Raw genomic sequence first — 13,045 nt, forward strand, 5'->3', positions numbered from 1 at the left:
GGCTGACAACACAGCGTTCGATCATTATTTCTGCAGCAGGGCCCATGGCTGGATTCGCGCTGTATGGAACCATCTTTCTCTTCAGATATTTCACAGTTCGCTATGGTGTCTGGGACGGATTCAGTGAACAGGCCCGTTTTTATATTGGGATGGCCTTTCACGACCTGCTGTTCATTAATCTGATCTGGGGACTGATCAATCTTGCGCCGGTACTCCCGCTGGATGGCGGTCATATCTGCGAAGATATCTGTAGAACCGTCAAGCGCTCACGCGGCGATGTGCTGGCGATACAGATTTCGATGGTCGTAGCTGGAGGCCTGGCAGCTTATTTCTTTATGCACCAGCAGCGCTATGCCGGCATCATGTTCGCGCTGTTTGCATTCTTTAACTTTCAGGCCTACCAGCAGCGTAACAATACCTGGTAAAACTCCCTGGTCCTGCCGGCAGGTTCAGAACCCCAGTCCATCGCCGTTCAGTTCAGACGTCTTTACGGTGCCATCAGTGATGTTGAACATGCCCGGATAAGAGCGTTTCCATTTTTTGTTCGGACCGGGACAGTACTGACGGCCATTCCCTTCAATTGCAGCAATCGTGGGAATGCGTGCTGCCAGGCTGGCTGAATGCAGGAACGAATAACCGCAGCAGGTCAGGTCCTGTACGCAGAGGAACATGCCAAACTTCTGAGCGGCAGCACCCAGGAACAGCGATTCGGTCTGGCCTTTGCAGGCTTTCAATGCCACGCCCGAGTAACCCAGATCACGACTGAGCAGCAGCGATTCATAATCCACCAGCGATTCATCAATCACCACGGGTTTGATTTTGGCAGCCTCGTGCATTTTATTTTCAGGGTTGGCTTTCAGATCGCGGTTGGTGGGCTGTTCGATGTACTGCACGCGATCGAAGGCAGCCGGAGTCTGCTCGCGGATTTTGTTGAGAAATTCCAGAACATAATCGACGTTTTCACATTTCTCATTGAAATCGAGGGAATAGACCCACTTATCCTGTCCACGTTCACTCTGTACTTTGACGGCTTCATTCTCGACAGCCATTACGCGGCTGATATCCCAGTCCATGTTATCGCCGGACAATTTGATTTTCAGATGTGTCAGGCCGTCGGCTTTGATCCACTCACCCAGTGTCTCAGGCAGGCCATCGTCGACACGTTCGGTGATGTCTGCTTCGGTAATCGGGTCTAAGGCACCGACCAGGTGATACAGCGGCAGAGTCGGTTTGGGATCACGCAGCGTGTACTGATCCAGGTACTCCCCTTTAAACTGATCGTCCAGGTACTCAGTCAGATCGTGGATCATGAATTCGGAAGACAGACCGTTGTAGCTGTTAATATGGTTCGCACGCCCGAAGCCATCATGGATTGCGGCATCCAGGGGGCTGGAAGCCACCAGTTGTGCCAGTTCGGGAATTTCCTCTGCCAGGCCGAGACGCTTGGAAAGCTTCTTCGCCATGAAATGATATTCAGCCGAGATGTGGTACATCAGGTCGATGGGGTGCGCGATTTCCGGACAGATGTCAGCGATCTCGACCGCCTCTTTCAGGAATTCGATCATCGCTTTCAGCGAGTCTTCCGGGCTGACGACTGAAGAGGGCCAGGCCCAGATGTTACCCGCCGGCATGCTGCCGATCCCGATACCCTGTTTTCCATTGCGTGTTTCAACGATGACTTCCACATTCAACAGAACACTGCTGTCCATCACCCGGCCACCAAATTTGAGCGGGGTCCGGAAGGGGACTTCTTCAGTTGAAAATTTTGCCTCAACGATTTTGATATCTGTTGACTTGGGCATCGGTCTGAATTTATTCCTTCATGTTACGTGAGATAGCAGACGAAACGATCATCTGTGATTTATTATGTCGTCCTGGCGAACGACAGTTCTAAACTGGATTTTATAACCATTGAGTTCAATCTTCAAGAAACGAACCTGATACATTCCCGCTTGAGAAAAAACCTGAAAAAAACAGTTTTTCCGATTCCTTTCCAGGCCAGAGCATGTTACAGGCTTCCTGCCTGCTCAACTCGGGGGGCCGCTCTGGTTGAATCAGCCGTTGCCAGCGGAGAATCTGATCTGCCAGTGAAGCCAGGCATGTTTCATGGTCGTCGCCGGTCCCATATACCGTGCAGACAGGAGTACCCGCCGGAATTCTGGTTCCCGGATCGGGAATGTCAGCGATCGCGGGAGTCTGCCACCCGGTCTGTTCCAGAGGCAGGTCAGGGGCATTCAGATCGGCTGGTGCATACAAAATTCCTTTAGAAACAGGGGAGATCTGCTGTTTTTCGCAGATTTTGAGTATCCGAATCAGTTCAGCGGCTGAGGATTCAGGTGGAACTGATGAAACGCTATTGGAACGGCAGGCAGCAAGATGCCAATGCAGCAGCGGCAGGCGATACTGCAACTCAAAGAGTTCGGTCAATGCCGTGTAGCGGGGATTGACTTCAGTCAGCCATAACCCCGGTTCCCGGTCAGGATTCCAGATCAGATCGCAGCCAAACAGGCCTCTCAGCCGGCAGCCGCGCGCGACATTCTGTCCCAGTTCTTTCAGGGGGGAACGCCATATCAAAGGCACGGGAGAGACTGTCATTCCGCCACAAAACTGAAAAGGGGGCGCATGCAATACCCGGTTTCCTGTCAATTGCATTGCAGTACCCACCAGAACACAGCGGTCTGCGAAGGCGATAAACAGGGCAGACACGGGAATTCCTGGCTGAAACTGCTGCAGATAGTATTGATCCACCCGGGCTGGATCAGTGGTGCCGTTCTCAGTAAAGCAGATTCTCTGGCCGGCGGCACTCAGCCGGGGTTTGCGCAACCAGCGTTCCCGGGATGAAGTGGGGGCATCGGCAGGCAGACAGGGTGAGACGGGAATCGACTGCCGGGCGAGCAGTTCCTGCAGAAAAAAGGGATCACGCACCTTTTTTAAAGCATCCCCGGCGTTCCCCTGCAGAGTATGACGTTGATTGATTGAGTTGATCCATTCCGGTCGGTTTTCCACTGCACCCGTATAGATCCAGTCGAGTGGTTCCCGTTTCAGAACCGCTTCCAGCCAGGACTGGCCCTCATCAATTTTGAAGAGGACGTCAGTCAACGCGCGTAGATCGCGGTCGGCAAACTGATCTGCACAGACAGGCTGCAGGCCGGCACGGATGGCAGAACAGGCGGCGGCCCGCGTACTGGCGCCGACGATCAGTAAGGAAGCTGGTCCAGGAATTTTCACAGATTTTTTCCAGGCATCTGACAGAGTATCAAAGGGATGAGGTGACAATTTTATGAGGATTTACAGTGATTACCAGCGGTTTACTGGCAATCCGCTTCTTAAATTGTTATTACTGGTTAGAGGCTACGAATGATCCAAGGCGAAGCAGACCCAGCCGTTTGTTTCGCCGTCCCTTCAGGACTGCGGTATTCGTGATCCGTTTTTAATTGTGCTAACAGCATAACTATGTGAACCTGATAAGAAATGGAGAACGAAGAATGTCAATGTTTGTCGGTGAGTCACTTGTAGGTGAAGGTAATGAAGTTGCTCATATCGATTTGTTGATTGGTGACAAAACCGGTCCCGTCGGTGCAGCTTTCGCAAACGCTCTGTCCAGCCAGAAAATGGGTCACAGTAACCTGCTGGCTGTGTTATCACCAAACCTCGCAGTCAAGCCCGCCACCGTGATGGTAACCAAAGTCACCATCAAAGGTGCAAAACAGGCCGTGCAGATGTTTGGCCCCGCTCAATACGCTGTCGCCAAAGCAGTTGCAGACAGCGTTGAAGCTGGTGTCATTCCTAAAGATCAATGCGAAGATCTCGTGATCGTCTGTGGTGTCTTTATCCACTGGGAAGCGGATGATGATAAGAAAATCTTCGATTACAATTACGAAGCCACCAAGGAAGCTATTGCCCGTGCAATGAAGAATGAGCCTTCTGTTGATGAAATGATCGCCAAGAAGAGTGAAGCAACTCACCCCTTCTACGCTGGCTGATCCAGACAGTAGGGCTGGCGGAATCGAATACATACCCCTGTTCTTCTGGAGCAGGGGTATTTCGTTTGGCTGTTTTCAGATTTGATGATTGTCGAGATCTCTCATGAAAAAAATACTGATTCAACTTGATACCGATCCGCATGCCAGCTCGTTTGATCGCGTCGTTGCCATTGATGCCGGCGTTGATGAGTTAATGAGCTACAGTGATGTGACTCCCGTGAATGTTGAGTCCCTGGTCCATGGTGCCATGTTCACACGCGGTCCCAAAGAGTTAAAGAATACCGCACTTTTTGTTGGGGGCAGCGAAGTCCATTCCGGCGAAACTCTGTTTCATAAAATACAGGACACGTTCTTCGGTCCCATGCGGGTTTCCGTCATGATGGACTCGAATGGCTCCAACACAACGGCGGCAGCCGCCGTTCTGGCAGCGGGAAAACATCTCGATTTCTCCGACACAACCGCCCTCGTACTGGGTGGCACCGGTCCCGTAGGTCAACGGGCCGCTCAACTGCTGGCAAAACGGGGCGCGAAAGTGATTCTCGCTTCTCGCTCTGCAGATCGGGCTCAGGCGGCCTGTGAGGCGATTGCCCAGATTGTGGAAAATGCGGATTTGACTCCGCTGGCGCTCAAAGATCACAAACAGATCGAAGCTGCCAACAAGTCTACCAGTCTCATCATTTCTGCCGGCGCTGCGGGTGTGAAACTGTTGCCGTCCGCCTGCTGGAAACCGATGAAACAGCTTAAGGTGGTCATCGATCTCAACGCGGTTCCACCTGCCGGAATTGAAGAAGTCGATGTCATGGATAAGGCCACCGACCGGGACGGGATCCTCTGTTACGGAGCGATCGGCGTAGGCGGGACGAAAATGAAAATCCACAAAGCCGCCATCCAGAAACTGTTTGAAACCAACGACCTGTTGCTCGATACGGAAGAAATCTATCAGATTGGTGTCGATTTACAGTCCTGATTCATGCGGACGAATTACGCTGTCATTCCAGGTTCATGTTGCTTTTACTGTGCGGGAACCGCTAGAATAATACTTCCCGGATCAATCCCTCCTGGCTGAAACTGGTGTTTCTCCAGACGTTCCATCCCGATGGCTGTGAATCCAGATGAACCAGAATCTGAATGATGCCGACATCATGAAACGCGTTTGTGCAGGCGACTTTCTCCTGTTCGACGAACTGGTATTGCGCTACCGGGAACGGCTTTTGAGATTTGCCTGGAGCAAGTACGGCAGACAGGTCGCAGCCGAAGATCTGGTGCAGGAGGCGTTTCTGGCAGCCTTTGCAGCCCGGGAAACCTATAACCCGACCTTTGCGTTTTCGACATGGCTCTGGACGATTTTTCTCAACCTGTGTCGGCGACATTATAAACAACAGATTCGTCAACCGCGTGAAATGGTACGCTCTTCTTTCAGTGCCTCTGAAGATACGGTGATCCCGGAACCCAGTTCCTCAGAAACTCCTCTGCAGGCGGTGTTGAAAACAGAACAGTTTGAACTGCTGACAATGTATCTCGCAGAATTGCCTGAAGTGCAGGCTGATACGCTGCGGTTACGTTTTTTCGGCGGTATGAAATTTACGGAAATCGCGTTAACAATGGACTGCAGTTTATCGGCAGCAAAAATACGAGTGAAAAACGGGTTGCTTCAACTGGCTCATCGTTTTTCTGAAGATACGGCTTCGGAAGGAGATGTCTCATGAATTGTGACGAAGCGTTTGATCTGATTACCCATCCCACAGACCATCAGTGTGAAGAACTGCAATGGCATCTGCAATTGTGTCCACGTTGTCGGCAGATGCAGGAAACACTGGCGCCTGCGCTGAGTTCATTCCACCAGCTTCTGGACGCATCTTCAGAAGTCGACGAGCACGCGAATCACTATTCCGATCTGCAGCAGTCAACAGACCATGAAGAACTGCCCGCTTTTCCGGCTGCCGGTAAACCGTTTCTCTCAGCCGAAACCGTACGGATGGCAGAACAGGCAGCCACGCGCCTGAGTGCAGAAACTGACATGAACCGGAAGGCAAACAGCCCGGCGCCGCTCAAGTCCAGTCACAAACGTCTGATGAACGCCGCCCTGATTCTCATGGCCGGAGTTCTCATGGGCTGGGGGATCTCTCTGGAGGTTCCGGAGAGTTCGGTACCCGGCGCGGCCAGCGCGCCTGAGGGAAAACAGTCCTGTGTCTGGATTGCACAGCGGGATGAGATTTCCCGCCCCGCTGTCCGAATGGATAAATCGTCGGTCAACAGTGTGGTCCTGTCTTGCGTGGCCTGCCACCTGCAGTCGACTGCCGAATAATTCTGCCTGCCTTCCCGCGTGCTTTCAGAGTGCCCTGCGCGTAGATTTTACCGAAAAACAGCTTAAAAACAGCCTGTATTTGTAAGACTTACAAGCGGCAATCCTGGGCAGAGCACTTTTTTCAAACGATCTCAGTAAATCTGAATGTCACTGAAAAACTCATCTTGCGGCTGTTTTGTATTTCCGTTATTTCTACGCAACCCACAATTAACCTGAGGGCAACTTTCCTGTCTAACACTCCCTTTTCTCAAATCCTCTCTGAGATCACAGGGCCTGAAACAACGTGAATTCCATCCTGTCACAATTGAGTGAACCTCATATCTTTTCTCGTAAATATTACAATTGGATTCGACATGATAAGAGGTGTCTTGTCTGACACCAGATGCGGAAACGCATTTCGATTGGCTCTAAGCCTGATCCTGGTACAGCTTACATTGTTCGGAGACTGCTTCAACGGAATCGTTCCGCTGATTGACTCAGCCTGCGCTCAGGAAGCAGCGAAAAAATCAATCTCGTTGGACGATCCGATTTTCGATATCCAGGTGGAAGGAAATCACTCGATTCCGGCCCTGGCAATATTACAGAAAACAAAAATTCAACGCGGTCGTCCTGCGACCCGCGACCAGGTTCTGGAAGATGTTCGACTGCTGTTTGCGACCCGCTGGTTTTCGAGTGTGCAACCCGTCTATCGCAAAACCGATCAGGGGCTGATACTCGTTTTTAAAGTCAAAGAGCGACCAATCGTGGAGAAGGTCGAATTTCGTGGTAATAAAAAAGTGAAAACCAAGCGACTGGAAGCAACCACCGGATTAAAAGTCGGTTCTCCATTCGATATCTCTGCCAACCAGGAATCGGTTCAGCGGATCAAGCAACTGTATGTCGAACGTGGTTACCGCTTTGCCGAAATCAAACTGTTGAAAGGGGACAACCCCGATGACCGCCAGGTGATCTTTGAGATCAATGAAGGTCCCAAAGTCATCGTCACGGGAATCAAGTTCAGCGGTAATAAATTCGTCAGTGATGGTGTCTTGAAAACCAAACTTCTCACCAAAAAAGCACCGCTGGGTTTAAGCGTCTTCGGGGGGAAATTTGATCCTTCCACCGTGGAAGATGATCTGATTTCATTGAAGCAGTATTACAACAGTCTTGGCTTCTTCGATGTGAAAATCGACGAGAAAATCGGCTTTAATAAAGATCGATCCCATGTACAGATTGAGTATTCGGTCAACGAAGGAAAACGATACAAAATCCGGGACATCCTGATCGAGGGAAACCGCATCTTTTCTGAAGAAGAAATTCGAGATAAGATCAAACTGGCATCCGGTGAGTATTTTAACAGCCGCACACTTTCAACCGACGTTGAGACGTTGACGGACAAATATGGAGAACTCGGACACCTGTTCGCCAAAGTCAACCCCGTACCCCGTTTTCTCGAAGCACCGGGTGAGGTCGATCTCGTTTATCAGATCAGCGAAGACAAGCCCTATCGCATCCGCAAAATTACAGCACATATTTCGGGGGATAACCCCCGTACGAAAAGTTCCGTCTTGACCAATCCGATGCTGGTCGCACCCGGCGATCGGGCGAACCAGCGACTGATCGCCAAGAGTAAGCGGCGGATCGAAGGCAACAAAGTCTTTCAGTCCGGACCACAAGATGGACCTCGAATTAACGTAACCCGCGTTGATCCCCAGCAGGAACTGGCAGCGATCCGTCGGGATGATGTCGTACGTGGTCAGAATTACGAACTTGATCAGAAATTCGATCAGGGTGTCATCTACGATGATGGCCCTGTCAACGAACAGAAACGCACCCAGGAAATCTTCCGCGGTCAGAATTATGACAACGGCATTCCCGAACCCTTGAATCCCCTGTTCGGCAACAGTCCGCTCGGTGATCCGATGGGAACCGAGTTTCCTCAGCAGCAGCCGGGTTGGGTTGACCTGGATGTGTATGCTTCCGAAAGTCGAACCGGTCGTCTGATGTTCGGCGTAGGTGTGAACAGTGACGCCGGCGTCGTCGGTTCAGTCGTGTTACAGGAAGAAAACTTTGATATTCTCAGACCTCCCCGCAGCTTCGAAGACATCATGGATGGAACCGCCTGGCGCGGTGGCGGACAGCGGTTCCGTGCAGAAGCCGTCCCCGGAGATCAGGTCAGTCGTTATCTGGTGAACTGGACAGACCCCTATTTCCTCGATACCAACTTCAGTCTGGGAGTCAGTGGATTTTACTTCACCCGATTCTATACCGACTGGAACGAAGAACGTGTCGGGACCCGACTCAGTCTGGGACGTCAGTTAACCCAGGAGTGGTCGATCAACGGTCAATACCGTCTGGAAAATGTGGACCTGACAAACCCCCGCACACCGACGCCGCCCATCGTACAAGAGTCTGTCGGGAATAACCTGCTGAATACTTTCCGTCTGTCGGCCACACATGATACGCGCGATGCGGCATTCCTGCCTGCAGAAGGACATATTCTGGAATTTGCGGCTGAACAGGCCGTCGGTGAATATGATTACAGTCGCCTGGAAACAAACGCCAGTCAGTACTTCACAATCTACAAACGACCCGACGGGGGTGGACGCCACATCCTGTCGTTGAGTGCCTCTCTGGGTTGGACGGATACTGATACCCCCGTTTTCGAACGCTACTATGCCGGTGGTTTCCAGACTTTCCGCGGTTTCGAATTCCGTGGTGTGACACCCCGTCAGAATGGCGTCGCCGTCGGTGGTCGCTGGAGCTTCCTGGGTAGTGCTCAGTACATGGTGCCGATTACCGCTGACGAGATGATTCAGATGGTCTTCTTCAGTGACTTCGGTACCGTGGAAGAAGATGTCTCTCTGGATCAGTTCCGTGTCGCCGTGGGTGCCGGTCTGCGATTAACGGTTCCTGCAATGGGCCCTGTGCCTGTTGCTCTCGACTTCTCAGTGCCTCTGGCCAAGGAAACGTTCGACCAGACACAGGTCTTCAGTTTCTATGTCGGGTTTACCCGCTGACAGTCTGAGAGATCGACTGTGTAACCGATCTGCTGCCGGAATCGATTTTCAGAGCCGGCGCTGGTTTCCAACCACCTGATTTCAGCCTATGATACAGGCTCGTTATCGTGAACTTGAAATTCATCAGGAAGCCGCAGGCATGATTCTGGAAGGAATTGTTACCAGCCAAAATGAATCGGGAGAACTGAATATTGCTCCCATGGGACCGCAGGTCGATCAGGCGATGTCACAGTTGGTGCTGCGCCCCTTTCAGACATCTCGTACTTTCAGCAATCTGAAAGAAACCCGCTGTGGTGTTTTTCACGTGGTGGATGATGTCTTACTGCTGGCCAAAACCGCAATCGGAACGCTACAGGAAACTCCGGAAACATTTCCGGCAGAGAAAATCACCGGCCGCGTACTGGCTTCAGCCTGTCGCTGGTATGAATTTCAGATTGCGACCATCGATGAATCTGATGCCCGCACGGTCATGCAGGCGATAGTAATCCACCAGGGCCGCATTCGCGATTATTTCGGGCTGAACCGTGCGAAACATGCCGTTCTGGAAGCAGCCATTCTTGCCACCCGCACTCATATCATCGAACAGAGTGAGCTGCTGGCGCAGTACCAGGCGCTTGCGGAAATTGTCAGAAAAACAGCGGGCCCGGATGAACAGACAGCGTTCCGTTTACTGGAAGAATTCATTTCAAAAGCGTATGCTGAAGCACAGTCCTGAAACCACTGTTTCTTAAACCAATTCTCTCAGTCTGAAACTGAATCTGTCATGGCGCGTGAAGTGATCATCACGACGGGAAGTCGTCTGCATTGGGGGTTGCTCGCTCTTGCGCCCCAGGTAGGACGCGAGTTTGGTGGCATTGGCCTCATGGTCGAGGAACCGCAACTGCAGCTCTCTGTCACACGTTCAACTGATACCGTGGATCATGTGACAGGCAGTCCAGGAAGTATCGCAAAAATCAGAGAAGCACTCTCTGCAATCCGGACTGCACGGCCCGACTGGTATTCCAACCGATTTTATAAACTGGAGCTGCGAGCAGAAATTCCCCGGCACTGCGGCTTCGGTTCCGGGACCCAGCTAAGCCTGGCTGTTGCACAGGCGCTCGCTTCACAGGCGGACGAATCCTCTTTGACATCCGTAGAACTGGCCGCGCGGGTCCAGCGCGGGGCCCGCTCCGCATTAGGCATTCATGGATTCACAGCGGGTGGTTTTCTGGTCGAAGGGGGCAAGCAGTCATCCGATGAGATCAGTCCGCTGGTCGTTCGTTCGGATTTTCCTGAAGACTGGCAGATACTCCTGATCACCCCTGCCAATCGTGCAGGAATCTCTGGATACGTGGAAGCAGATGCCATTCAGCAGTTAGGGCCCATGCCCACAGCCACTACGGAAAAGCTCTGTCGGCTGGCGTTGATGCAGCTGGCACCCGCTGTCCAGACCCGTAATTTCGAAGAATTTACGACGGGACTGACCGAATTTGGTCATATTGTCGGCGAATTTTTCGAGCCCGCTCAAGGGGGCATCTTTGCCGATCCCCGGATGGCAGAACTGGAAAAGAAGCTGCTTTCCCATGGAATCCGGGGAATGGCACAAACTTCCTGGGGGCCGACATTGTCCCTTATCTGCCAGGATGTTGAAATGGTGACAAGTCTAGTCACCAAATATGGTTACGGTGAATTCTGTGAGATAAGAGCAACCCGTCCCCTGAACGAAGGGGCGGGCATACAGATCAAGCAGATCTGATGAACTTTGGGTATTGCAGCAGAAGTTCCAGAAACAGGCTGAATTCCAGAGAGGAATTCTTCGACTATAGTTGAAGGCTGTTATAATAGGGGAACCCCGATTAAGTCGAAACACTCTGAAAAGAAGTGAGAAATATACGCAATGAGTTCCAGACAAAAACAATCGGAAGTTTCACGACGTGATTTCCTGCGAGTCGGCAGTCTGAGCTTTGTCGGTCTGTCGATGGCGGAACGCGCCGCCCTGGCGGCCACACAGCGTGACCGTTCCCGCAAAAACTGTATTTTCATCATGCTGACCGGCGGTGCCAGTCAGTTGGAAACTTTTGATCCCAAGCCGGAAGCCCCCTCCGAAATCCGGGGGCCACTCAAAGCGATTTCGACTACCGTTCCCGGTCTTTTTCTAAGTGAAGCATTTCCTCAGTTAGCACAGAGAACAGGTCAGTTTTCTCTCATCCGTTCCCTGTATCACGACGCCGCACCGATTCACGAAACGGGTCACCAGCTGCTTATGACGGGAAGACTGTCCCGCGGCACATTGAATTATCCCTGCTTCGGTTCTGTCGTCGCTCGCCAGTGGGGACCCCGCGGGGATGCACCCCCTTTTGTGGTCTTGCCGCGACAGGTGACGTCACTGGGAGTAAATACTTATCGCGGTCAACAGGCAGCCTTCCTGGGAGAAGACTTCGAACCGGCGACTGCTGTAGGCGCGTCTTCTTCAGCTGAATTTGAAATCGAAATTACGGGAGAGTCCAAGGCGATCCAACAGCAGTACGGTAAGCACCGCTTTGGGCAACTGTTACTGCAGGCCCGTCAACTGGTAGAACGGGGCACACGGTGTGTGGTCGTCAATCTGTTTGATGATCTACATCAGCAGTTAACCTGGGATTGTCATGGCACCGGAGCAGGGACTTCCGGTAAAGTTTATGAATACCGGGATTCGCTCGGGCCCGCATTTGACAAAGCACTCTCTACCTTGCTTGATGATCTATCCACGCGCGGCTTACTGGATGATACGCTGGTGGTGGCGACGGGGGAATTCGGTCGTACTCCACAGGTGAATGCACATGGCGGCCGCGATCATTGGCCTCATGTCTGGTCGGCACTCGTGGCCGGCGGAGGAACGCCGGGTGGTCAAGTGATTGGCGCCAGCGATGCCCGGGCCAGTGCGCCTGTGGAGCGTCCTGTCCATGCCTCTGAATTGACGGCGACTGTCTACCATCATCTGGGATTGAATCCCGGCAGCTGCCTGGCTCGTTCTGACCAGGAGGAAATCAGACTCGTGGATGCTTCTCCGATCGGTGAACTGATCAGCGGCTGACCTGCTTGAGTAAGCGTGCAGTACGACTCAGGCAATCTCGGAACCGGGGGGAGAGTCTTCCGCCAGGACCCGTTCGACTTCTTCCCGCTGACACTGAAAACAGTTGCTGATTTCCTGGGCGGAGAAACCGGCCTGGCTGAGATACACCATCATCAGACGCTTTTCCGCAGTGGCAGACAGAGGCTGCGATTTTTCATACATGAGAATATCGGGGCCGGCCTCCTGTCCCGCTTTAGTCTGCTTCTGTTGTGTGAGCGCCAGTTGCTGGCGTAACCGGTTGATCTCCCGATCGGCTTCGCGTAACAGTTCATCAAGGACGCGCAGGCGGTCATCACTGCGGGATTCCACTTCTCTGCCATACTCGTAAAGTTTGATTTCCAGCTGATTAAGGCGATTGAACTGGCTCTGTTCCAGGCTGGAAAGTTCGTGCTGTGCCTCGGCCAGTGGATTACGGTTTCGTACCTGATGCTGATAGCGAAAGTTTTTCCGCAGCATCCAGGCAACCGTAATGAGTAACACCCCCGTCAGTATCGTATTGGTATCGCTCAAATGAAACATGATTGGCCAGTCATCCTTTACTACCAGACGATTTTGAACTGCGTTTTCTGATTTGATGCGCGCGGGATCATCCTGATCACCTGCGATTTACCTACCCGTGATCGTGATCGTGATCGTGATCGTGATCGTGGTCGTGGTCGTGGTCGTG

The 13,045-nt window shown here is 52.2% G+C and carries 12 protein-coding genes; 9 read left to right on the forward strand and 3 right to left on the reverse strand.

From position 1 onward, the window contains the following. Positions 1 to 425, forward strand: a 425-nt coding sequence (locus AACZ40_RS23415; protein ID WP_339676060.1) for a site-2 protease family protein, incomplete at its 5' end; no start/stop codon positions are given. Between the two features lie 24 nt (positions 426 to 449). On the opposite strand, the gene AACZ40_RS23420 is transcribed toward AACZ40_RS23415, so the two are convergent. Both AACZ40_RS23420 and AACZ40_RS23425 read right to left on the reverse strand, forming a co-directional pair. Further along, positions 450 to 1,802, reverse strand: coding sequence for an enolase C-terminal domain-like protein (locus tag AACZ40_RS23420; RefSeq protein WP_291175620.1), 1,353 nt, complete (start codon positions 1,800 to 1,802; stop codon positions 450 to 452). A gap of 115 nt (positions 1,803 to 1,917) precedes the next feature. Continuing rightward, on the reverse strand, positions 1,918 to 3,228 hold the full coding sequence (locus tag AACZ40_RS23425) for an ATP-grasp domain-containing protein (protein ID WP_291175616.1): 1,311 nt from the start codon (positions 3,226 to 3,228) through the stop codon (positions 1,918 to 1,920). Between the two features lie 257 nt (positions 3,229 to 3,485). On the opposite strand from AACZ40_RS23425, the gene fae reads away from it, so the two are divergent. The 8 genes from fae (at position 3,486) to AACZ40_RS23465 (ending at position 12,339) form a co-directional block, all read left to right on the forward strand. Then, positions 3,486 to 3,983 carry a formaldehyde-activating enzyme gene (gene fae, locus AACZ40_RS23430; protein ID WP_044237432.1) on the forward strand — a complete coding sequence of 166 codons (498 nt, stop codon included), beginning with the start codon at positions 3,486 to 3,488 and terminating at the stop codon, positions 3,981 to 3,983. A 103-nt stretch (positions 3,984 to 4,086) separates the two neighbouring features. Beyond that, positions 4,087 to 4,950 carry an NADP-dependent methylenetetrahydromethanopterin/methylenetetrahydrofolate dehydrogenase gene (locus AACZ40_RS23435; RefSeq protein WP_291175606.1) on the forward strand — a complete coding sequence of 288 codons (864 nt, stop codon included), beginning with the start codon at positions 4,087 to 4,089 and terminating at the stop codon, positions 4,948 to 4,950. A 145-nt stretch (positions 4,951 to 5,095) separates the two neighbouring features. Further along, complete coding sequence (locus AACZ40_RS23440; RefSeq protein ID WP_291175604.1) at positions 5,096 to 5,689, forward strand: sigma-70 family RNA polymerase sigma factor; 594 nt, start codon at positions 5,096 to 5,098, stop codon at positions 5,687 to 5,689. Further along, positions 5,686 to 6,288, forward strand: coding sequence for a hypothetical protein (locus AACZ40_RS23445; RefSeq protein ID WP_291175601.1), 603 nt, complete (start codon positions 5,686 to 5,688; stop codon positions 6,286 to 6,288). The genes AACZ40_RS23440 and AACZ40_RS23445 overlap by 4 nt, the downstream gene beginning before the upstream one ends. A gap of 401 nt (positions 6,289 to 6,689) precedes the next feature. Next, positions 6,690 to 9,287, forward strand: coding sequence for a POTRA domain-containing protein (locus AACZ40_RS23450; protein ID WP_291175598.1), 2,598 nt, complete (start codon positions 6,690 to 6,692; stop codon positions 9,285 to 9,287). 88 nt (positions 9,288 to 9,375) lie between these two features. Further along, positions 9,376 to 10,002 (forward strand): DUF447 domain-containing protein, encoded by a 627-nt coding sequence (locus AACZ40_RS23455; protein WP_291175595.1) that lies wholly within the window; start codon positions 9,376 to 9,378, stop codon positions 10,000 to 10,002. A gap of 48 nt (positions 10,003 to 10,050) precedes the next feature. Further along, a complete protein-coding gene (locus AACZ40_RS23460; RefSeq protein ID WP_291175591.1) occupies positions 10,051 to 11,022 on the forward strand; it encodes a beta-ribofuranosylaminobenzene 5'-phosphate synthase family protein in 972 nt (323 codons plus the stop codon). A 141-nt stretch (positions 11,023 to 11,163) separates the two neighbouring features. Then, on the forward strand, positions 11,164 to 12,339 hold the full coding sequence (locus AACZ40_RS23465; protein ID WP_291175588.1) for a DUF1501 domain-containing protein: 1,176 nt from the start codon (positions 11,164 to 11,166) through the stop codon (positions 12,337 to 12,339). A gap of 27 nt (positions 12,340 to 12,366) precedes the next feature. On the opposite strand, the gene AACZ40_RS23470 is transcribed toward AACZ40_RS23465, so the two are convergent. Further along, positions 12,367 to 12,897 (reverse strand): hypothetical protein, encoded by a 531-nt coding sequence (locus AACZ40_RS23470; protein ID WP_291175586.1) that lies wholly within the window; start codon positions 12,895 to 12,897, stop codon positions 12,367 to 12,369. Positions 12,898 to 13,045 lie beyond the last annotated feature (148 nt).

Source organism: uncultured Gimesia sp., from assembly GCF_963972345.1.
Classification (GTDB): domain Bacteria; phylum Planctomycetota; class Planctomycetia; order Planctomycetales; family Planctomycetaceae; genus Gimesia.